At 71.6% G+C, this 20,309-nt stretch carries 16 protein-coding genes; 10 read left to right on the top strand and 6 right to left on the bottom strand.

Features of this window, described 5'->3' with window-relative positions; all coding sequences use genetic code 11:
- Window positions 1–99 precede the first annotated feature (99 nt).
- The gene (locus tag ACZ5MC_RS16615; protein ID WP_464516304.1) at window positions 100–1,200 is read left to right on the top strand and encodes an NAD(P)/FAD-dependent oxidoreductase; all 1,101 of its coding nucleotides are present in this window, start codon (window positions 100–102) and stop codon (window positions 1,198–1,200) included.
- On the opposite strand, the gene ACZ5MC_RS16610 is transcribed toward ACZ5MC_RS16615, so the two are convergent.
- The 3 genes from ACZ5MC_RS16610 to ACZ5MC_RS16600 are packed head-to-tail and all read right to left on the bottom strand — an operon-like array spanning window position 1,201 to window position 4,461.
- The gene (locus tag ACZ5MC_RS16610; RefSeq protein WP_464516303.1) at window positions 1,201–2,310 is read right to left on the bottom strand and encodes an HD domain-containing phosphohydrolase; all 1,110 of its coding nucleotides are present in this window, start codon (window positions 2,308–2,310) and stop codon (window positions 1,201–1,203) included. It abuts the gene before it with no gap.
- Window positions 2,311–2,341: 31 nt separating this feature from the next.
- Window positions 2,342–2,725: a DMT family transporter gene (locus ACZ5MC_RS16605; protein WP_306601590.1), complete on the bottom strand. Its 384-nt coding sequence runs from the start codon at window positions 2,723–2,725 to the stop codon at window positions 2,342–2,344.
- Window positions 2,722–4,461: an ArnT family glycosyltransferase gene (locus ACZ5MC_RS16600; protein WP_464516302.1), complete on the bottom strand. Its 1,740-nt coding sequence runs from the start codon at window positions 4,459–4,461 to the stop codon at window positions 2,722–2,724. Before ACZ5MC_RS16600 ends, ACZ5MC_RS16605 begins: the two co-directional genes overlap by 4 nt.
- A gap of 71 nt (window positions 4,462–4,532) precedes the next feature.
- Here ACZ5MC_RS16600 and ACZ5MC_RS16595 point away from each other — a divergent pair, with 71 nt between their 5' ends.
- Window positions 4,533–5,945, top strand: a complete 1,413-nt coding sequence (locus tag ACZ5MC_RS16595; protein WP_306601588.1) for a replication-associated recombination protein A — start codon at window positions 4,533–4,535, stop codon at window positions 5,943–5,945.
- A 112-nt stretch (window positions 5,946–6,057) separates the two neighbouring features.
- Here the strand turns inward: ACZ5MC_RS16595 and ACZ5MC_RS16590 are convergent, their stop codons facing one another.
- On the bottom strand, window positions 6,058–6,195 hold the full coding sequence (locus tag ACZ5MC_RS16590) for a hypothetical protein (protein WP_306601587.1): 138 nt from the start codon (window positions 6,193–6,195) through the stop codon (window positions 6,058–6,060).
- Window positions 6,196–6,454: 259 nt separating this feature from the next.
- On the opposite strand from ACZ5MC_RS16590, the gene ACZ5MC_RS16585 reads away from it, so the two are divergent.
- Window positions 6,455–12,589: a putative Ig domain-containing protein gene (locus ACZ5MC_RS16585; RefSeq protein WP_464516301.1), complete on the top strand. Its 6,135-nt coding sequence runs from the start codon at window positions 6,455–6,457 to the stop codon at window positions 12,587–12,589.
- Window positions 12,590–12,592: 3 nt separating this feature from the next.
- Here ACZ5MC_RS16585 and ACZ5MC_RS16580 read toward each other — a convergent pair whose 3' ends face one another.
- Entirely contained in the window at window positions 12,593–13,291 is a 699-nt protein-coding gene (locus ACZ5MC_RS16580) for a pirin family protein (protein ID WP_306601585.1), read from the bottom strand.
- 120 nt (window positions 13,292–13,411) lie between these two features.
- Here ACZ5MC_RS16580 and ACZ5MC_RS16575 point away from each other — a divergent pair, with 120 nt between their 5' ends.
- The 4 genes from ACZ5MC_RS16575 to ACZ5MC_RS16560 are packed head-to-tail and all read left to right on the top strand — an operon-like array spanning window position 13,412 to window position 17,181.
- Window positions 13,412–13,840 carry a universal stress protein gene (locus tag ACZ5MC_RS16575; protein ID WP_306601584.1) on the top strand — a complete coding sequence of 143 codons (429 nt, stop codon included), beginning with the start codon at window positions 13,412–13,414 and terminating at the stop codon, window positions 13,838–13,840.
- Complete coding sequence (locus ACZ5MC_RS16570) at window positions 13,840–14,499, top strand: SDR family NAD(P)-dependent oxidoreductase (protein ID WP_306601583.1); 660 nt, start codon at window positions 13,840–13,842, stop codon at window positions 14,497–14,499. The genes ACZ5MC_RS16575 and ACZ5MC_RS16570 overlap by 1 nt, the downstream gene beginning before the upstream one ends.
- A 32-nt stretch (window positions 14,500–14,531) precedes the next feature.
- A complete protein-coding gene (locus ACZ5MC_RS16565) occupies window positions 14,532–15,932 on the top strand; it encodes a heparan-alpha-glucosaminide N-acetyltransferase domain-containing protein (protein WP_306601582.1) in 1,401 nt (466 codons plus the stop codon).
- Window positions 15,925–17,181, top strand: coding sequence for a hemolysin family protein (locus ACZ5MC_RS16560; protein ID WP_306601581.1), 1,257 nt, complete (start codon window positions 15,925–15,927; stop codon window positions 17,179–17,181). The genes ACZ5MC_RS16565 and ACZ5MC_RS16560 overlap by 8 nt, the downstream gene beginning before the upstream one ends.
- Here ACZ5MC_RS16560 and ACZ5MC_RS16555 read toward each other — a convergent pair.
- Window positions 17,169–17,531, bottom strand: coding sequence for a response regulator (locus tag ACZ5MC_RS16555; protein WP_306601580.1), 363 nt, complete (start codon window positions 17,529–17,531; stop codon window positions 17,169–17,171). The two genes, ACZ5MC_RS16560 and ACZ5MC_RS16555, sit on opposite strands and share 13 nt — an antisense overlap.
- 79 nt (window positions 17,532–17,610) lie before the next feature.
- Between ACZ5MC_RS16555 and ACZ5MC_RS16550 the strand changes: the two genes are divergently transcribed.
- From ACZ5MC_RS16550 to ACZ5MC_RS16540, 3 genes are read left to right on the top strand one after another with little or no spacing between them, the layout of a single operon-like run.
- Window positions 17,611–18,879 carry a glycoside hydrolase family 113 gene (locus tag ACZ5MC_RS16550; protein ID WP_306601579.1) on the top strand — a complete coding sequence of 423 codons (1,269 nt, stop codon included), beginning with the start codon at window positions 17,611–17,613 and terminating at the stop codon, window positions 18,877–18,879.
- A gap of 11 nt (window positions 18,880–18,890) precedes the next feature.
- Complete coding sequence (locus ACZ5MC_RS16545; protein WP_306601578.1) at window positions 18,891–19,634, top strand: response regulator; 744 nt, start codon at window positions 18,891–18,893, stop codon at window positions 19,632–19,634.
- 2 nt (window positions 19,635–19,636) lie between these two features.
- A complete protein-coding gene (locus ACZ5MC_RS16540) occupies window positions 19,637–20,275 on the top strand; it encodes a histidine phosphatase family protein (protein ID WP_306601577.1) in 639 nt (212 codons plus the stop codon).
- Window positions 20,276–20,309 lie beyond the last annotated feature (34 nt).

Below are 20,309 nucleotides of genomic sequence, written 5' to 3'. Positions count from 1 at the left end.
GGAGCGGGAAGGATGGGCGCCGGATCCTGGCTGGCCCCTTCCGGGCAAGTGGGGGTAGAATCCGGGCACTCTATTCTGACCTTTCCCCACAGGATTTTCATGACCGAGCGGATCGAATGCGTGGTGATCGGCGCGGGCGTCGTGGGCCTCGCCCTGGCGCGCCAGCTGGCCTTGAAGGGCCGGGAGGTGGTGATCCTGGAGCGCGAGGACCGCTTCGGCACCGGCATCAGCTCGCGCAACAGCGAAGTGGTGCACGGCGGCATGCACTATGCCACCGGCAGCCTCAAGGCCCGCCTCTGCGTCGAGGGCAACCCCGAGCTGTACGCCTTCTGCGAGGCCCACGGCGTGGATCACCGGCGCTGCGGGAAGTTCATCGTGGCCACCCGGCCCGGCCAGGTGGAGACCCTGGAGAAGGTCCTGGCCCGCGGCCTCGCCAACGGCGTGCCCGGCCTGCGCATGATCACGGGCGCCCAGGCCGTGGCGGCGGAGCCCCGGCTGACGTGCCTGGCGGCGCTGCAGTCCCCCTCCACCGGCATCGTGGACACCCACGGCCTCATGAAGGCCCTCCTCGCCGACGCCGAGGACCACGGCGCCACCCTGGTGCTCCGCTGCCCCGTGCTGGGCGGCGCGGCCGATCCCGAGGGCGTCCGGATGGAGGTCGGCGGCCCCGAGCCCCTGGCCATCCTGGCCTCGGAGGTGTACAACTGCGCCGGCCTGGGCGCCCGGAAGGTGGCCCGGGGCATCCGCGGGGTGCGCGCGGACGCCCTTCCCCCGGTGTTCCTGGCCAAGGGCAACTACTACGCCCTCAGCGGGCCCGCACCCTTCTCCCGGCTCGTCTACCCCGTGCCCGAAGCGGCCGGCCTGGGCGTGCACCTGACCCTGGACCTGGGCGGCCAGGCCCGGTTCGGTCCCGACGTGGAGTGGGTCGAGGAGGAGAACTACGACGTCGCCCTCTCCCGCGCCGACGCCTTCTACGCCGAGATCCGGCGCTACTGGCCCGGCCTGCCCGACGGGGCCCTCCAGCCCGCCTACGCGGGCATCCGCCCCAAGCTCCAGGGCCCCGGCGATGCCGAGGCCCGGGACTTCGTCATCCAGCGCGCGGCCGACCACGGCGTCCCCGGCCTGGTGAACCTCCTGGGCATCGAGTCCCCGGGGCTCACCGCGTGCATCGCCCTGGCCGGACACGTGCTCGGCGTCTGATCAGGGGATCTCGGGTTCGGCGTACTGGTCGGGGTGCGCCAGCATGATCTCCCGGAACCTCGGCAGGTTGTCGAAGAAGAGCCGGACCAGCGCGGGGTCGAAGAGCTTGCCGCTGTTGTCCTTGAGGTAGGCCAGGACCTCGGGTTCGGTCCAGGGCGTCTTGTACACGCGCCGGTGGATCAGCGCGTCGTAGATGTCGACCAGGCAGGTGATGCGCGCCTCGATGGGGATCCTCTCGCCCGACAGGCCCAGGGGATAGCCGGTGCCGTCCCACTTCTCGTGGTGGCAGGCGGCGATGCTCGCGCCCATGCGGATGAAGGGGACGGTGGAGTCCTTGAGGATGTTGGCGCCCATGGTGGTGTGGGTCTTCATGATGATCCACTCCTCCTCCGTGAGGCGGCCGTCCTTCTGGAGGACGCGGTCCGGGACGCCGATCTTGCCGATGTCGTGCATGGGCGCCGCGGCCTGGACGGTCTCGATGCGCTCCTCGTCCCACCCCAGCAGCCGCCCCATCTCGGCGGCGTAGAGGCCGATGCGGCGCACGTGGGCTCCGGTCTCGTTGTCCCGGTGCTCGGAGGCCGATATCAGGCGCAGGGCCACCTCGTCCCGGGAGGCCTTGATCTCCAGGGTCTGCTCCTGCACCCGGCGGGCCAGGATGGCCTCCCGGTCCCGGTAGTCCAGCTCCAGCATGCGCCGGCGCAGCGCGGCGGCCACCGCGATGAGGATATCGTTGGTCTTGAATGGCTTGAGCACGTAACCGTAGGCGCCGTGGCGCAGGCACTCCATGGCCATCTCGGTGTTGTCCATGGAGCTGACCATCACGACCGCGATGTCGGGTATGCGGTGGGCGACGGCCTTGACCAGCGCGAGCCCGGTCATGCCCGGCATCCGGATGTCGGAGAGCACCAGGTCGATCCTGGCGGAGTCCAGCATCTCGAGCGTCTTGAAGGCGTCGGAGGCCTCGGAGCAGGTGAAGCCATGCTTGCGCAGGGTGCGCAGCAGGGCCATGCGGATGATCTCCTGGTCATCCACCACCAGGATGTGGATGTCCTTGGGGTCGTGGCCCGGCAGGGGCCAGTCGATGGGAAGGGCTGGAGGGCTTCCGTCCATGGCTTCGGACTCCTACCGGGGATGGCGTGTTTCAGGAATGCTTGGCCACCCCGGTGAACGCCTGGAGGGCGACCCCCAGGATGATCAGGGACAGGGCGCCCCAGCGCAGGGGCGGGATGCTCTCGCCCAGCACCGCCTGGCTCAGGAGGGCGTTGACCAGGAACCCGAGGGCCAGGAATGGATAGGCGTAGTTCACCTCCACCAGGTTGAGGGCCCCGGCCCAGAGCACCACGCTCAAGGCGTAGCAGCCCAGGCACGTGAGGGTCCAGGGGTTGAGCCCCAGCCTGAACAGGGACGGCAGGTCCCAGGTCATGCCGCCCACGGCCTGGAGGCCCTTCTTCATGGCGATCTGCGCGAAGGCGTTGAGGAGAACGCCGATGAGAATGAGGGGGAGTGCCTTGACGTAGGGGCTCACTTGGCTTCCTTTCCGGGCTTCCTTCGGATGAGGAGGGCTTCCCCTCCTCCGACGGGCACTCTCAGCATGACCTCGAACCGCTGGCGGTCCAGGCCCCAGTCGTCCATGTCCCATTCCCGGCGCATGGAGACGAGGCGGTCCTCGGGGCCCAGGGCCTCCAGGTCCCGCGCCGTGCGCAGCTCGGGCATGCGGTGGTCGGTGTAGACCATGGCGCCGCTGCGGATGGTCTGCCAGAAGAAGACCCTGCGACCCTGGATGAGGGGCTGGACCGCCTCGGTCCACGCGCGGTAGCCCTTGCGGGCGTCCAGGAGCCGGAAGCCCCAGGTGCCCACCACAAGGAAGGCCAGGCTGATGGTGACGGCGGTGTCCCGCACCACGTGCCGGCCTTCGCCGGCCAGCACCCGGCCCAGGATGGACAGGGCCCCCAGCAGGGCGATGGCCGCGCAGACCCGCAGGGGGCCGAGGTAGGGCAGGATCTCGGCCTGGATCCTGGGGCCCCCCGCGTGCAGGAAGGCCAGGGCGCCCAGGGCCAGGCCCGGCACCGCCAGGGCTCCGGCCAGGATCCCCCCCAGGCGGCGCAGGCGGGTGGGGCCGACGGCCTCCACGGACAGGGGCTGGAGGAGCGCGGCCAGCAGCAGGGCCAGGAACGGGTAGATCATGAGGATGTACTTGCCCTGCTTGCTCTGGGAGCAGCTCAGGAGCACGAACGGCACGACGGCCGCCAGGAGGAGGAACCGCGCCAGGGGGCTGCGCCGGGCCCCGGTGCCCCGGAGGAAGAGGCCCAGGGCCGGCAGCAGCAGGCTCCAGGGGAAGAAGTCCCCGGCCAGGTACTGCGCGTAGCGCCAGAACGGCTGGATGTGGTCCCAGGCCTTCAGGGCCCGCTCGAAGTTCTGGTGGACGATCATCTGATAGGCGTAGCCGGCGCCCCCCCTGACCCCCGCGGCCACGTACCAGGGCGCGATGACCGCGGCCATGACCAGGAGGCCCCACCCGGGCAGCGTGCGCCGCAGCGCCTTGAAATCCCGCTCCCAGACCAGGAAGGCCGCGAGCAGCGCCCCCGACAGCACCAGCGCCAGGGGCCCCTTGGCCAGGAAGGCCAGGCTCATGGAGGCGTAGGCCGACAGGAACCATACCCGTTCCTCAAAGGGGTAGCGCGGGTTGGCCTGGTCGCGGATGAGCAGGTAGCCCCCGATCCAGGCCAGCCAGCTCCACGCCAGGAGCGCCGTGAAGACCATGTCGATCTGGATCAGCTGCGACTGCCAGAGCCAGATGGGCGTCGAGGCGAGTATCAGGGCCGCCAGGTCCCCCATGTCGGCCTGCAGGAACCGCGCCGTCCACCGCCTGAACCCGAACAGGAAGAGGATGGAGGCCAGCACCGAGGGCAGGCGCAGGGCCCAGGCGGAGATGCCGAAGACGAAGCCCCGGCCTCCGGTGGCGGCCTCCCCGGCGATCGCCGAGGCCTTCATGAGCCAGTAGAAGAGGATCGGCTTCTCGGCGTAGGGCTCCCCGTTCAGGTAGGGCAGCAGCCAGGAGCCCCTTTCGCGCATCTCGCGCACGCACTGGGCGAAGTCGGGCTCGTCCGGGCTCCACAGGTCCCGCATGGGCAGGACCAGCAGGAGGGCCAGGGCGAACAGCAGCGGGACCCGGTTCCTCCCGAGCCACGCCAGGAGCCGGTTGCCGGTCTCGGGCGCGGAATGGATGCTGCAGGCGTCACCGGGAGTATCAAATTCACCCATTCCCCTATCCTCCCCTGCCTGGGCGGATCAAGCCAAGGGCTTTCGAGAGGGGATGGGATAATCTGGAAGCGATGAACGGCAACCACGTCCCCCTAGCTGAGCGCATGCGGCCCCACGCCATGGAGGAGGTGGTGGGGCAGGGCCATCTCCTGGGCCCCCGGGGCGCCCTGACGCGGCTGACGGCCGGGGGGCGGCTGCCGTCGCTGGTCTTCTGGGGCCCCCCCGGCACCGGGAAGACCACCCTGGCCCGGCTCCTGGCGCAGGCGACGGGCCACCCCTTCCTGGAGTTCTCCGGGGCCTCGGGCTCCGCCGCCGAGCTGAAGAAGTTCCTCAACGAGCACCGCGAACAGCCCCTATTCCGCACCGTCCCCCCCGTGCTCTTCCTGGACGAGATCCACCGCTACAACCGGGCCCAGCAGGACATCCTCCTGCCCAGCCTGGAGCGGGGCGAGGCCATCCTGGTGGGGGCCACCACGGAGAACCCGGCCTTCTACCTGAACCCCGCCCTCCGCAGCCGCTGCCAGCTCCTGCCGCTCAAGCCCATCGAGCCCGCGGAGATCCTGCGGGTCCTGGCGCGGGCCTGGGCCCTGGAGCGCCCGGAGGCCGAGCCCCCCGCCGAAGTGCTGGCGTGGCTTTCGAACTGGGCCGGCGGCGACCTGCGCTCGGCCCTGGCGGGCCTGGAGACCTGGCTGAACATGCCGGGCGCCGACCTGGAGGGCCTCCGGGAGGCCCTGGGCGGCCGCCTCATGTATGACCGCGCCGACGGCCACTACGACCTGGCCAGCGCCTTCCAGAAGAGCCTGCGGGGCTCCGACCCCGACGCCGCGCTCTACTACCTCTCGCGCATGATCCGCGGGGGGGAGGACCCCCGCTTCATCTGCCGCCGCCTCCTGGTGTGCGCGGCCGAGGACGTGGGCAACGCCGACCCCATGGCCTTCGTCATCGCCGAGGCCGCGAGCCGCGCCGCCGAGCAGATCGGCTGGCCCGAGGCCCGCATCCCCGTGGCCCAGGCCGTCCTCTACGTGGCCAACGCCCCCAAGAGCAACGCCACCGTCCTGGCCATCGACGCCGCCATGGCCGCCCCCGACCTGCCGGTCCCCGACGCCATCGGCGACGCCCACACCGCCACCAGCCGCTCCGCCGGCAAGGGAGAGGGCTACTTCTACTCCCACGCCGACTACGACCGCCCCCAGGCCTTCCTGCCCGCGGCCCTGCGCGGCACGCCCTTCTACCAGCCCAACCGCCCCCAGGAGCGCAACTGGCGGGACCGGACCGAGCCGGACGCCGGCGCCCTGGGCGAGCTCTGGACCGCCTGGCTCGAGAACCGCCCCGAGGGGGGCGAGGTGCCCCTGGACGCCTGGGCGACGGAGCTGCGCTGCAGCCGGGAGGCCCTGGCGCGGGCCCTGGGGAGGCTCGGCGCCGGGAGCTGGAAGCTGGAACGGGTGCTCCGGGTGCGGCCGGAAGGGGCGGAACCCGGGACCTGAGCCCGCCTCCGCCACGGGCCCCGGAGGCCGCGGCAGGATGGATCATCCCATCAAGCTCCGCCGGGCCGGATCCCTTCCCGCGCTCCAGGTCCCGCGCCGGCAAGGTTCCAGGTCAGGGGGCGAGGTCCTGGAGGTAGGAACAGCCTTCGCCGTAGGCTCTCGGACAGAACAGGTTCCGGTCGCAGGCATTGCAGACGCTGGCGATGTATTCCTGCCGGGGGGTGAGGGGCGTGGAGGGGCTTTCGGTCATGGTCTCTTCTTCGGGCGGGGTCGATTGGGATTCTCAAGGGAATGCTCGATTTCACCATGAACCCGGGGCCTGGCGCACCTTATCTCCCTATGCTTGAAGGAATTGCCTGGAGTTCCGTTGAGGAGTGGAGGCGCGGTTGGGAAAAGGTGCGCCCATCCCTCCGCTCCGGTCCGGGCGGGAACAAGGGCGTTCCCGGCGGCACGTATGAAGGACCTATCTGCGATGATTAATTCATCGATTTGATTCCTTCAGGATCCCCATGCTCCCGTTCGCCCTCGTTCGTCCCTCCACCTTCAGGTTCCTGCCGATCGCCCTCGGGCTCGCCCTGGCCCCCGCCTGCAGCCAGGACGGCGGGTACCGGCATGCCGCGAAGCAGGTCAGCATCACGGTCGAACCGCGCACGGCGGAAATGACCGCCGGGACGGAGCTGGCCCTGGGGTTCACCGTGCGGGGGACCACCGACCGCCACGTCCGGTGGAGGGTCATGGAACCCGGGGGCGGGGAGGTCTCCCCCGGGGGCGTGTACAAGGCGCCCCTCCAGGAAGGGTTGTTCCATGTCATGGTCCAGTCCCAGGTGGCCCCCGAAGCCATGGACGTGGCCGAGGCCAGGGTGCACCCCCTGCCGGTGGCCCGGAGCCTGAAGGCGGACCCGGCCCGCATCCGGGCAGGGGCCTCCGTCGTCCTCACCCCCGAATTCACCGGGGGGACCGGACGGATCCTGCCGGGGTCCGTGGCGGTGACCAGCGGTTCCCCCGTCACCGTCACACCCGGGGCGGACACCACCTACACCCTGGTGGTGACGAACGCCCTGGGCGCCACCGCCAGCGCGAAGACCACGGTGGAGGTGGTCCCGGCCACCCACACCCTGCCTGACATAAGCGCACCCGCGGTGGCCCGGGTGGGCAACCTCCACGTGGCCTGGTTCAACCGGGCCAACACCGACGTGGAATGGAGCTCCGGGGAGGTGGAGTTCCTGGGCGCCCGGACCCGGCCCACCGCCCACGTGGTGCTCTTCCGGGCGAAACCCGGGGTCTCCACCTACCGGCTGGAGGTGAAGGCCCGCGGCGTCGCCGGGGAGGCCGCCGCCGAGGCGCGTGTGTTCACCTTCCAGGGGAAGGTCGTGCGGGGCAGCGGCCTGGAGCCGGTCCTCCAGGCCGACCAGGCCTTCCTGACCCGGGGGAAGGCCTGCAAGGTGCGGGTCAACCCCGCGCGCCCGGGGGCGACGTACCGCTGGACGGTGAAGAACGGCACCCTTTCCGGGAGCGGCCCGGAGGTGACGGTCACCGCGGGCGACGCGAACCATCTGCTGGTCACCTGCGAGGACGGTTTGATGAGCACCACCGCCGGCCTGATGATCCTGGATCCTCCCGACCCCCCGCAGCTGAAGGCCGGGGAGACCACCGTGGCCGGCGCCCCCCAGGGCGCCTTCGTCCTCGAGCCGCAGGCCGGGGTGACCTACGACTGGGAGATGGACCCGGCCCAGGGCTCCTTCGCCCAGGACCGGGCCACGGCCGCGGGCCCCCTGGTCACCTTCACCGTGCGCAGGCCCGGCCCCTTCACGCTGCGGTGCCGCGCCGCGAACCTTGCCGGGGACGTGTCCGCGCCCACCGCCCTGACCCTGACCGCCGTTCCCTATTCCCTCGAGCCGCCCAGGCTGGCGGTCCCCGCCCGGGTGCGGGCGGGAGCGGGACCCCACGCCGCCGAGGTGGTGGACCCCGTCCCCGGCCAGACCTACGCCTGGACCGCCCTGGGCGCCGCCCTGGCCTCGGCGGACGGGCCGCAGGTGGCGTTCACGCCCCAGGCCGACCACGTCCTCCTCGCCTGCACCGCCCGGAACCCCGTCACCGGGGCCACCAGCACGGCGGCGGAAACCTGTGCCGTCGTGGCCGCCCCCTCCGTTCCCACCATCCTGGCCCCGGCGACCGTGGCGCCCTCGACCGCGCAGGTGGCGGGACTGCTGCACGGCGGCCGCCCGGGGGAGACCTACGCCTGGACCCTGGCGCCGCAGGGAACCCTCTCCGGAGGCGCCGGGGCCGCCGTGGCCTTCATCTCCGGACCTGCGCCGGGCGCTTTCGTGCTGACCTGCGTGGCCACCAACCTCCTTGGCGACCACGCGTCCGCCACCTTCACCGGAAACGTCGCCGTTCCGCCGGACCCGGATCCGGTTCCGTCCGGAGGCGGGGCTCCCCCGCCGGCCGGCGGCACGCCCGCGCCGGGGCCCGGGAGCACGCCGGCCGCCGGCGGCGGAACGGCGGTGCCTGCCCTGCGCATCGCCTACGCCTCCGGGACGTTGAAGCGAGGCGTTCCGGTCGCCGCCATCGGCCCCATCGTGACCCACGCGGTCCTGCCCCTCGCGCGGTTCGAACTCCGTGGCGCCCTGCCCAGCGGACTCGCCTGGGACTCCGCCACCGGCGTGATCTCGGGGACGCCCGACCGGGTGGAGATCGCCTCCATCTCCGTCGAGGTCGTCGACGGGGGCGGCAACAAGGCGGAGACCGACCCCGTGAGCCTGGTCGTTTCCGACAGTTCCGCGCTCGGCCTGTCCTATCCGGGCACGGGGGTGATCGTCTGCCGCACCCGGGAGCGGCTCACCGAACAGGTCCCCTCCGTCGCCAACGCGGCCCCTCTGTTCGGCCTGGTCTTCACCCGGACCGGCGACCTGCCCCCCGGACTCCACTTCGACACGACCACCGGCGGCATCAGCGGCGTGCCCCGGGTCCCGGGCACCTACCCCTTCCGGATCACCGCGCGCAACTGGGACCGCACCGGCACGGCGGACCTGGTCTATCAGGTGGACCCGGGCCCCGCGATGACCCTTCGCTACGACGACTTCCACTTCGACGACAACCTGCCCATCGGCCGGGACCCGGCCATCGCCAACGACGATCCCGAGGCCGTCTCCCACCGGTACGTCCTGCTGACCCCCTTCACCCCGGGGATGGGCCCGGATCCCGCCACCGGCAGGATCCCCGGACTCCCGCCGGGACTGGACCTGGATCCCGGCACCGGCAGGATCTCGGGGGTCGCCACCCATCCGGGCAGCTACGCCTTCAGCGTCTCCGTGACCGCCATCCTTTCCGACGGCACATCCAACGATTCGGCGCTTTCCCCTTCCACGGCCTACACCGTGGTGCCCTTCGTGCCCCTGGGAGGCCTGACCCTGGCCGCCTCGGTGAACCCCCTGGCCCATGACCAGGACTCCACGCACCTCTCCTGGACGTTCGCGGGCCTGCCCTCGGGCCTGTCGCTCAGGCGCAACCTCCTGGCCAGGCTCGCCGGGGGCGCCCGCGCCTCCTCCCCGGACCTGGATCCCGAGGTGCCCCTCGCGCCGGGCGCCAGCGGGGCGGACGTGACCGTCACCCGCCGGCAGGCCTACACCCTCACCGCGCAGGACCGGCCGGGGTCCCCGGACCAGGTGGCGACGATATCCCTGGCCAGGCGGTCCCTGGAGGTGGTGGCGGGGGACCCCGGGAAGGCCCATCCCGCCCCGGAATACGGGGATTCCCGGACGGGCGGCGCCCCCAGGGAAGGGCGGTGGCGCAACGTGAAGGGCCTGGCCGCCCATGGGGGGGACGTGATCATCTCCGAAGGCCCGGACGCCACCCTGCGCCGCATCGCCGCCGTGGGCGGCGTGGTGGAGCGCCTCGCCGGATCGTACCGGCTGCCGGACCACGGGGCCAGCCCCGACCGCTTCGCCAATCCCGGCCCCATGGCTGTGGCGAATGGGGTGCTGCTCATCTGCGACAACGGCACCCACACCATCAAGGCCATGCCTCCGGACGGGAGCGCCGCGCCCGTCACCCTCGCGGGCACCCCGGGCCCCGCCGCTCCGGCACCCGCCCCCCAGCTCCCCCCGACCGCGCTCCATCCGGGGCTCCCGGCCGAACCCGTCACGACCTTCGGAGGCGCCCGCTTCGGCACGCTCACGGGCATCGCGGAGGCCGGCGGCTTCGCCTTCGTGGCCGACCTGGAGCACGGCGTCCGGGTCCTGGACTTCGTCCACGGGCAGACCCGGCTCCTGGCCCCGGAGAGCGCCCCGTACACCCACCCGCTCTACGGGTCCGTGCTCACGCCCAGGCTGAGGCGCCCGGTCGCGATCGCGGCTGCGCGGCTTCTGCTCCCGCCGCCCATCGGCGCCCACCGCTGGTTCGTCTTCGTCGCCACGGAGAAGGGGCCCCAGTGGGACCTCACGGCCGCGGGGGATTCCAGGGACCAGAACGGGGTGATCCAGGTGCTCGCCTCGGACCGGGACGACCCCGTCAACGCTTTGTGGACGCTGAAGCCCTTCGCCGGCCGGATCAAGTCCGGCTACGAGGACGGCCCCGGCTCCAGCCTCGAGTCCGGAGCCAGGTTCCGGAACCCCGCCGGCCTCCTGGTGGCCAACGGCGAGCTCCTCGTCGCCGACCGCGACAACCACTGCCTGCGCACCGTCGCCATCGTCCCCGACGGGGCCGGGAGCGTCGCCGCCGGCCAGGTCGGGACCGTGGCCGGCGCCCTCGCCAGGGGGCGCGTCAACGCGGGCTTCCAGGATGACCCGGAACCCCTGAAGGCGCGGTTCAACCGGCCCTCGCAGCTCGCAGCGGGCGCCGCCCCGGGAACCTTCTGGGTGGCGGACCAGGACGAGCACATGATCCGCCGGGTCCACCTGGGCCTTCCCGGCGGCGTCACCTCCCTGGGCGCGCCCTGGACCCCGACGCCGGAAAAGCCCTGGGCCGACCACCTCAAGGGGCACGAGGCCCGGTTCCTGGGTCCCAGGGGCATCGCGGTGGAACAGTCCACCGGCGACGCCTACGTGGTGGACGCCGGGAACAACTGCATCCGCCGGGTGGCCCTCCGCGGGCTGGGGTCCGTCCCGTCCGGGGCGGTGGGCACCTTCGCCGGCAGCCCCAAGGTGAAGGAAGCCCAGCTGGGACCGGAACCCCTCGCCGGCGCCCGGTTCAAGAACCCCACCGAAATCGCGATGGACGGTTCGGCCCGGATGTTCGTCCTGGAGGATGGCGGCTCCCGCATCAAGATGATCGACAACGGCCGCGTCCTGAACGTCCTGGACCCCGTCCGCGGGGGCGCGGGGGTCCACATCGCCGCCCGGGGCAGGGGCCCCCTGGCGCGCACGAACCCCCTGGATCCTCCGGACGCGCAGGCCATGGTGGCGTTCTGCAGCAGCCCCGCGGCGCCGGCCCCGACCCCCAGGCCGGGTGCCGCGCCGGCGCCCCTGGCCGAAGGGGCCTACGCGGCCTACCTGGCGGCCAACCCCGGCGGCGGCCCCTGGCGGGTCACCCTGTGCAGGATCACCGGCACCGGACCCGCCCCGGCCTTCGCCATGGAGACGGTGGCCGACGGCCTGCCCCACGGGCCCCAGTCCCTGGCCATCGGCCGGGACAACCGGGTCCACGTCGTCCTGCCCGACCGCGACCAGGACCTCTGCATGATCCACACCTACCGGGAAGGTGCGCCCGGGGGCCCCGCCTGGATTCCGGACGGTCCGCCCTTCGCCTTCGGGCCCGGGGTGGCCGCGAACGTCCCCGGCCTGGCCGGACGGACCGCGGGCGGGTTCCCCGAGATCGAGGCCGCAGCCGTCGATTCCAGGGGGAATCTCTTCCTGGCCGACGCCGCCAACGGGGCCGTCTGGGTCCTGAGGGAGGGCACCCGGACCTTCGAGTGCGCCGCCGGCCTTCCCGGCGTCAACCACCTCACCGGGGCGGAGCCGGGCCAGGCCCTCGCCTCGCCCCTCCTGGCCCCGCGGGGCCTGGCCGTGACCCCCGAGGACGACCTGGCCCTTTCCTGCGGGGACGCCATCGTCCAGGTCACGGCGCCGCTGCTCCCCTACCGGGAGGCGCTCCCGAACCCCGCGTGGACGACCCAGGCCGCCCACAACCCCAGGGCCGGGGGCGGCGCCGGCGCCTCCAGGGGCCCTTCCGGGACCGGATCGATCTCCCAGGCGGAAGCCATCGCCAACACCCACTTCACCAAGGGCCTGGCCCTGGTCGCGTCCCATCCGGCCGGCGCCCTCGAAAGGCTCGAGAAGTACCTGGGCATGGCGGAGAAGCACCCCGAGTGGAAGCACTTCGCAGACGCGATCAAGGCGGCCCTGCCCCTCTGGGCCGGCCTCGGCGACCAGGCGCAGACGGCGGGCAACGCGGACCTGGCCCTGGAGCACTACCGGAAGTACGTCAAGTTTGGCATCGTGAGCAGGATCCCGGTCGATGGGCCGGTCATGGGCCGGATCCGGCCGCTGGCGGCCGACGGCCTGGTGCGCAGAGGCGATCTGGCGCGGTTGGCCGGCGACGTGCCCACGGCCCGGGAGTGCTACGAGGACTTCCTCCGGATTCCGGGCATGGCTTCCGATCCCCGCAGGGTCACCGTGAAATCCAACCTCGACGCGCTTCCCAAGTAGGCTTCAAGCCAGGTCGAACACCAGCACCTCGGCCCGCTCCTTCCCCGTGAGGCGCAGGCCGGGTGCCTCGGTGACCCCGGCCCCGTCCCCGGCGGCCATGGCCACGCCGTCCAGGTCGAGGCTTCCGCCCGCCACCTGCACCCAGGCGGCCCTGCCGGGCCGCAGGGCGAGTTCCAGGCTCGCGCCCGGCTCCAGCACGGCCGTCCACAGGTCGACATCCTGGTTCCAGTGCAGGGACCCCTCCCGGCCGCCCCGGCTCGCCAGGAGCGCGAAGCGGTTGAGCCGCGTCTCCGCGGGGAAGGCCTTCTCCTCGTAGCCGGGGGCCAGGCCGGCCCTTTCCGGCAGCACCCAGATCTGGAGGAAGTGCACCGGCTCGGTGTCCGACCCGTTGAATTCGCTGTGGCGGATGCCTCGGCCGGCGGTCATGCGCTGGGCGGTGCCGGGCGGCAGCGCGTGGCGTCCGCCGGTGCTGTCCTCGTGGGCCAGGGAGCCCGAGAGCACCCAAGTGAGGATCTCCATGTCCCGGTGCCCGTGGGCGCCGAAGCCCTGGCCGGGCTCCACCCGGTCCTCGTTCAGGACCCGCAGGGCCCGGAACTGCTCGTGGGCGGGGTCCTGGTAGTTGCCGAAGGAGAAGCTGTGGTGCGTGTCGAGCCAGCCGAAATTGAAATGTCCGCGTTCGTTCGCGGGTCTCAGGATGATCATGGGACCACCTCCGGGAACCAGTATACATGTTTAAACATCTAATTCAAGGGCCGGCCCCCGACTTCCCTGGCCCGGGCTTGACAGCGGGACTATGTTGGAGGTGTTCCCAGGAGATGCCCCATGATCAATCGGGTGATCGTCGGAGTGGATTTCTCGGATGCCTCCCGGGCCGCCCTGGGCAAGGCCTCCGCGTGGGCCCGGACCTTCGGGGCGCCCCTGGTGGCGGTGCACGTGCTGCAACCGCCCGCGCCCATGCTGCCCGAGGCCCAGATCGCCCTGCCGGACCCGGCCTGGCTGCAGTCCATGGAGGCCCATGCCAAGGACCACCTCGGGCAGTGGGTGGCCGATCTCCCGGGCACGGCCCTGGAGGTGAAGTGGGGCAGCCCCGCCGAGGAGCTGGTGGCCCTGGCCGACGCGGACTCGCTGCTGGTGGTGGCCCAGGTGGGGCATTCGGGCATCGAGCGGCTCCTGTTCGGTTCGACCGCGGCGAGGGTCGTCAAGCACGCGCCCTGCGACGTGCTGGTGGTGAGGCAGGGGAAGGTGCGCTGATGCGGGCCCTGGTCACGGGGGCCAACCGCGGCATCGGCCTCGCCACGGCCCGGGGCCTGGCGGCCCTCGGCCTGGAGGTCGTGCTGGGCTGCCGGGACGCGGCCGAGGGCGAGGCCGCCGCCGCAGGAATCCCCGGCTCCACCTTCCTGCCCCTGGACCTGGCCGACGGGGCCTCGGTGGCCTGGGCCCTGGCGGCCCTGGGTCCGGTGGACGTGCTGGTGAACAACGCCGGCGTGTGCCCGGAGGGTACGGCGCTGCAGGTGGCGCCGGAGGTGGTGCGGCAGGCCTTCGAGGTGCACGTCTTCGGGCCGCTGGCGCTCATCCGGGGGCTGCTGCCGGGGATGGTGGCCCGGGGCTACGGGCGCATCGTGAACCTGAGCTCGGGCTGGGGTTCGTTCGGAGAGGGCCTGACGGGCCCCTTCGCCTACGCCGTCTCCAAGGCCGCGCTGGACGCCCTCACCTTCTCGATCAGCCATGACCTCACCGGCGACGTGAAGATCAACGCCTGCTGCCCGGGCTGGGTGGCCACGCGCATGGGCGGCCCCGGTGCGACGCTCACGCCGGAGAAGGGGGCCGGCACGCCGATCTGGCTCGCCACCCTGCCTCCCGACGGCCCGAACGGGGGCTTTTTCAGGAACCGCAAGCCCATCCCCTGGTAGCACCGGGGGGCCAAGTAAGGCACCCTTTAGGCATGTCCCTACAGGCCCTCTCCGATCCGACCCCATCCAGGCGCTGCGACTGGCTCGACCTCATCCGGGGGTGGGCCGTGATCGTCATGATCGAGGTCCACTGCGTGAACGTCTGGCTCCACAAGGGGCTGATCCCCGACGGCCTCAACTACCTCAACGGGCTGGTGGCGCCCAGCTTCATCCTGGCCGCGGGCTACAGCCTGGCCCTGTCCACCTTCCGTCCCGACGGGACGATCCGGCCCTTCGGTCCCACCGCCAGGCGCCTGGGCTTCATCCTGCTGTGCGCCTACCTCCTCCACGCCCCCGGCCTGACCCTGGCGGAGTGGACGGTCCTGGCCACGCCGCAGAAATACCGTGAGCTCTTCAAGATCGACGTGCTGCAATGCATCGTGTACTCCCTCCTGATCCTCCAGGGGCTGGCGCGGCTCATCCGCAGGCCCATGGTCTACGCGGGGGTGGCCCTGGCGCTGGCGCTGGGGGTCACGCTGGCCTCGCCCCACCTCTGGCGCGTCGGGGTGGCCGACGGGCTCTGGATGCCCATCCGGGGGTTCGTCAACGGCAACACGGACCGGGGGGTCACGGCGCTGTTCCCGCTGTTCCCGTGGTTCGCCTTCGCGGCCTTCGGGTCGGTGCTGGGGGCGCTGTACCGGCACTTCCGGGTGCTGCCCGTGGAAGGCCGGGCGCGCTGGACCGAGGGGCGCTGGCTGACGGTGCTGGCGGCGGCGGGCGTGGTCCTCCTGGCCTGGGGCACCTGGCAGGCGAAGACCTGGCTGTGGAACGGGCCCTGGTCCGACTGGGAGATCGGGCGGCTCCACAACACGACCCTGCCCAGCGTCGCCCAGCGCATGGGGGTGATCTGCCTGGCGGGGGGCTTCCTGGGGTGGTTCGAGGCCGTGCGGGGCCGGTGGCCCGGCGCCAACGTGGTCATGGCGGCCTCCCGCGAGTCCCTGCTGCTCTATCTTCTACATCTGAACATCATCTTTGGGCTCCTTCTGGCCGATCCCATCCGCCTGCGCACGGGATGGGGCTGGTACCAGCTGGGCTGGACCGGGACCCTCGCCCTGACGGCCGCCATCATCGGCCTGAACCTGGCGGCGGGCGTGGCCTGGCAGAACGTGCGCAAGGACCCCGCGCGCACCTGGCGGCTCCAGCGGGCGGGCCTCGTGGCCCTGGGCATCTGGTTCGTGGCGGGGGGCTGGATCTCCTACCACCACTTCCGCCGGAGCCCCGAGCTGGCCACGGAGCCCTACGCCTTCCTCAACGCCGCGCGGGCGCGCAAGGGCCTGCCCCCCACGCCCGACGGGCTCAGCCGCGACCCCATGGAGGCCATCCGCGAGAAGGCCCGGCTCCGCGGGAAGCTCACGCCGGAGGAGAAACGCCTGCTAGAATTGCGTCGTGACTGAACCCCCGAGTATCGCCCCAGGCCCCTGGCTCGTCGCCTTCATCGCCCTCGTTCTCCTGTACCGGGCCGTCATGGCCGGGCTCCTGGAGGCCTTCCACGCGCTGCCTTCCATCCAGCGCCGCCGCATGCTGGAGGGCGAGACCCTCCGCAACCGGCTCCTGGCGCGGCTCCTGGTGGACCCCCACGTGCTGGGCCTGGGCATCTCCCTGCTCAACCAGGCCCTCCTGGTGGTCCTCCTGAGCCTGATCTGGCCCCTGCGCCAGCTGCTGCCGGGGGGGGCCTACACGCTGGCCGCGCTGATCCTCGTCTACCTCTGGGCCATGGACCTGGCGCTGCCCACCCTGGTGGTGGCCAGCGACCCCGGGATCTGGATGGAGCGGCTCTTCCCCTGGTACGCCCCCGCCCACCGGATCCTGGCGCCCCTGGTGGCGCCCCTGGCCCGGGTGGTGCAGCGCCAGCGCGCCGACCACGACCGCTCCCGCATCGACGAGGACGAGGACGTGCCCGAGGAGGCCGTCAACGCCCTGCTGGAGGAGGGCGAGGCCGAGGGCATCCTGGAGGAGGAGGACCGGGAGCTCATCCGCAACGTGGTGGAATTCCGCGACACCGTGGTGCGCGAGGTGATGACGCCCCGCACCCTCATCCAGGGCATCCCGCTCACGGCCACCTTCAAGGAGGCCTGGGCGGCCTTCCGCGGCAGCCGCCACTCCCGCATGCCGCTCTACGACGGCACCATCGACACCATCGTGGGCGTGCTGATCCTCAAGGACCTCATGCAGGTGGGCCGGGACACCACGGTGGACCTGCCGGGCCTGGCCAAGCCCCCCTGCTTCGTCCCCGAGAGCAAGAACATCCTGCAGCTCCTGCGGGAGATGCAGCGCAACCGCCAGCAGCTGGCGGTGGTGGTGGACGAGTTCGGGAGCGTCTCGGGCATCGTGAGCCTGGAGGACCTCCTGGAGGAGGTCTTCGGGGAGATCCACGACGAGCACGAGTTCCAGGCCGAGATCGTCGAGGTGGCCCCGGGCGAGTTCCTGGTGTCGGGCCAGGTGCACGTGGACGACCTGGAGGAGCGCACCGGGCTCGTCTACGAGCGGGACGGCTTCGACACCCTGGGCGGCCTCATCATGGCGCGCCTGGGCCGCATCCCCGTGTCCCAGGAGGTCGTCGAGGTGGAGGGCGCCCGGCTCACGGTGCAGAAGATGGAGGGCCGCAGGATCCTCCAGGTGCTGGTGCAGCGTCAGGACAGGTAGGCCTGGATCTTCCCCAGCAGGCGCGTGAACTCCACGGGCTTGCTCTCGAAATCGGTGCAGCCCGCGGCCATGGCCTTTTCCCGGTCGCTGGTCATGGCGTGGGCGGTGAGGGCGATGATGGGAATGTCCCGCGTGGCTTCGAAGGTGCGCAGGAGCCGCGTGGCCTCGTAGCCGTCCAGCCTGGGCAGGCTGATGTCCATGAGGACCAGGTCGGGCTGGGCGGCCCGGGTCACGGCCACGGCCTCCTCGCCGTCCTCGGCGAAGATGATCTCGTAGCCCCGGCGCGCCAGGAGCCGGGAAAGGGAGTCCCGGTTCATCTCGTTGTCTTCCACGAGCAGGATCTTCGGCATGGGGCGGCCTCAGGCGATGGCCCAGTTTAACCGGGAAATTCTCCCGTCCGCGACTTAAGCTGAATGGGTTGGAGTTTGCATGTTCAAGAAGATCCTGGCCGCCCTGGCCCTCGCCGCGATCCCGGCGACCGTCGCCGTCATCCGGTACAAGTCCGCCCACCGCCTGGTGCCCCAGCCCCGGGGCATGGTGCTGGGGATGTACGCGGGCCTGCCCGACTACGACTACCGGGAGGAGCTGGAGCGCATCGCGGGCACCGGCGCCACCTGCGTGAGCCTCCAGGCCATCTACCGCATGGAGACCGGGACCTCCGACGAGATCGTGCGCCACCCCACCAGCAGCCCCACGGAGCGCGCGCTCCGCCGCACCTTCCGCCAGGCCCGGGACCTGCAGCTGCGGGTGATGTTCTTCCCCACCATCAACCTGCGGGACGAGGCGGAGAACGCCAAGTGGTGGCGGGGCAACATCCGCCCCGCCCACTGGGACCGGTGGTGGGCGGACTACACCGCCTTCAACGTGCACCTGGCCGCGCTGGCCCAGGAGGAGGGCGTGGAGTGGTACAGCGTGGGCACCGAGATGGCCAGCACCCACCCCTTCCCGGACCGCTGGCGGGCCCTCGTCGCCGAGGTGCGCAAGGTCTACAAGGGCAAGATCACCTACAGCGTCAATTTCGACAGCCACGACAGCTTCACCTTCGGGGACTGCCTGGACGTCATCGGGATGAACACCTACGACCCCATCGACAAGTTCGAGGAGTACCCCAGGCCCGAGGCCATCCGGGACGCCTGGTGGTGGATCGTGAACAAGGCCCGCACCCTCCACGCGCGGTTCGGGAAGCCCGTGATGGTCACCGAGGTGGGCTACCCCAGCGTCGCCCACGCCCACGTGGGGCCCTGGGACTTCCGCACCGACAAGCCCCGGGACCTGGAGCTCCAGGACCTGCTGGTGGGCGGGGCCCTGAAGGTGCTGCGCAACTGGAGCGACGGGGAGGCGGTCTTCTACTACCTCTACGGCGAGAACATCAACGTCAAGCCCGTGGGCGGCCCCGAGGACCGGACCTACGCCGTCTGGGGCAAGCCCGTGGAGAAGACCCTGAGGGACTACTTCGCCCTGCCCATCTTCGAGGGCCACATCCCCCCCAAGCCCGGCGACCGCCACGACGCCATGGTCCAGACCCTGGTGAGCGACCTGCGCAAGGAGCGGGACTACGAGGACGGGGCCGTGCCGGCCTGGGCCGAGGCCTGGATGGCCTCCCACCCCGCCGACGCCGCCGAGGCCCGGGCCGTCATCGCCGGCGAGCCCCGTCCCAAACATAAAATCCCCAAGGGCCGGGAGACCGAAACCCACTAAACTGGCAACCGATGATCTCCCCGCCCAGCCCATCCCGCCCCGCCAAGACCGCCCTTCTGGTGGAGGACGAGCAGTCCACCCTCCGGTTCTACCTGGCCGGGCTCAAGGGCCTGCAGGAGTTCACCCTCCTCTCGGCCACCAACGGCCGGGAGGCCCTGGAACTGCTCCAGGAGAAGGCCGTGGACGTGGTGGTCACCGACCTCAACATGCCCGTGCTGGACGGCTACGGCCTCATCGCCGTGCTGGCCCAGCGGTACCCGAGCCTGCCCATCATCGTCATCACCTCCGTGGCCGACCCCTCCCTGCAGAACCAGGCCCTGGACCTGGGGGCCCTGCAGGTCATCCCCAAGCCCCCCAAGCTCTCCGTGCTCATGGAGGCCATCCGCACCGCGGCGAGCCTCACCGCCCCCGGCCTGGTGCGGGGCGTGGGCATCGGCAGCCTCCTGCAGCTCATGAACTGGGAGCGCCGCACCGCCACCTTCACCGTGCGCGGCCCCGACGCCACGGGCTACCTCTACGTGCGGGAGGGCGAGCTGATCCACGCCGCCCTGGGCAAGGACGAGGGCCTGGTGGCCGCGTACCAGCTCCTGAGCTGGGAGGGCGCCCAGGTGGAGTTCGTCTACACCTGCCGGGTGGAGCAGACCATCGACCTGCCCCTGACGGAGGTGCTCATCAACCTGGCCCTCTTCCGGGACATGAAGACCAAGAAGGAACTGCCCCGCAACCCGTTCTACGACGACTCCTGGAACGCCTGACCATGCGCATCATCCTCGCCCGCCATGGCGAAACCCAGTGGAACGTCGAGGGCCGCCACCAGGGCCAGACCTTCGACATCCCCCTGTCCGAGCGGGGAAGGGAGCAGGCCCTGGCCCTGGGCCGGCGCCTGGGGGGCCTGGACATCGCCCGCGCCGTGGCCTCGCCCCTGCTGCGGGCGCGGCAGACGGCGGAGCTGGCCCTGGGCGACCGTCCGCTGACCCTGGACGCCCGTCTGGTCGAATTGTCCCACGGGGCGTGGGAGGGCCGCCTGACCTCCGAGATCCAGGAGGCCCACCCCGACCTGCGCCGGGCCTGGCGGGAGACCCCCCACCTGGTGAGTCCTCCCGGCGGGGAGGGCTTCCGGGACGTGGAGGCCCGGGCCTGGCCCGCCCTGTGCGAGGCCTGCCGGGGCCTGGGTCCGGAGGAGCTGGCGGTGCTGGTCACCCACGACGGCGTGAACCGCGCGCTGCTGGCCCGCATCCTGGGACTGGATCTCAGCCGGGTCTGGTCCTTCCGCCAGGCGCCGACCTGTCTTAACCTGCTTGAAGGAAACGATGTGGATCATCTCCAGGTGGTGCGGCTCAACGACGCGGCCCACCTCCATGACCTGTTCGGCGAAGTGGTCCACCGGAAGCTCTAGGACGGATAGCAAAAAATTTTCACTCACCAGGAAA

Source organism: Mesoterricola sp. JemC181 (assembly GCF_055384585.1).
Note: the sequence above shows the minus strand (reverse complement) of the source record. Positions and strands in the feature narration are given on the sequence as shown.

Excerpts from the sequence above, each read along its gene's own strand:
- ACZ5MC_RS16615 (WP_464516304.1), top strand. The coding sequence starts at position 100 with ATGACCGAGCGGATCGAATGCGTGGTGATCGGCGCGGGCGTCGTGGGC.
- ACZ5MC_RS16610 (WP_464516303.1), bottom strand. The coding sequence starts at position 2,310 with ATGGACGGAAGCCCTCCAGCCCTTCCCATCGACTGGCCCCTGCCGGGC.
- ACZ5MC_RS16600 (WP_464516302.1), bottom strand. The coding sequence starts at position 4,461 with ATGGGTGAATTTGATACTCCCGGTGACGCCTGCAGCATCCATTCCGCG.
- ACZ5MC_RS16595 (WP_306601588.1), top strand. The coding sequence starts at position 4,533 with ATGAACGGCAACCACGTCCCCCTAGCTGAGCGCATGCGGCCCCACGCC.
- ACZ5MC_RS16590 (WP_306601587.1), bottom strand. The coding sequence starts at position 6,195 with ATGACCGAAAGCCCCTCCACGCCCCTCACCCCCCGGCAGGAATACATC.
- ACZ5MC_RS16585 (WP_464516301.1), top strand. The coding sequence starts at position 6,455 with ATGCTCCCGTTCGCCCTCGTTCGTCCCTCCACCTTCAGGTTCCTGCCG.
- ACZ5MC_RS16580 (WP_306601585.1), bottom strand. The coding sequence starts at position 13,291 with ATGATCATCCTGAGACCCGCGAACGAACGCGGACATTTCAATTTCGGC.
- ACZ5MC_RS16575 (WP_306601584.1), top strand. The coding sequence starts at position 13,412 with ATGATCAATCGGGTGATCGTCGGAGTGGATTTCTCGGATGCCTCCCGG.
- ACZ5MC_RS16570 (WP_306601583.1), top strand. The coding sequence starts at position 13,840 with ATGCGGGCCCTGGTCACGGGGGCCAACCGCGGCATCGGCCTCGCCACG.
- ACZ5MC_RS16565 (WP_306601582.1), top strand. The coding sequence starts at position 14,532 with ATGTCCCTACAGGCCCTCTCCGATCCGACCCCATCCAGGCGCTGCGAC.
- ACZ5MC_RS16555 (WP_306601580.1), bottom strand. The coding sequence starts at position 17,531 with ATGCCGAAGATCCTGCTCGTGGAAGACAACGAGATGAACCGGGACTCC.
- ACZ5MC_RS16550 (WP_306601579.1), top strand. The coding sequence starts at position 17,611 with ATGTTCAAGAAGATCCTGGCCGCCCTGGCCCTCGCCGCGATCCCGGCG.
- ACZ5MC_RS16545 (WP_306601578.1), top strand. The coding sequence starts at position 18,891 with ATGATCTCCCCGCCCAGCCCATCCCGCCCCGCCAAGACCGCCCTTCTG.
- ACZ5MC_RS16540 (WP_306601577.1), top strand. The coding sequence starts at position 19,637 with ATGCGCATCATCCTCGCCCGCCATGGCGAAACCCAGTGGAACGTCGAG.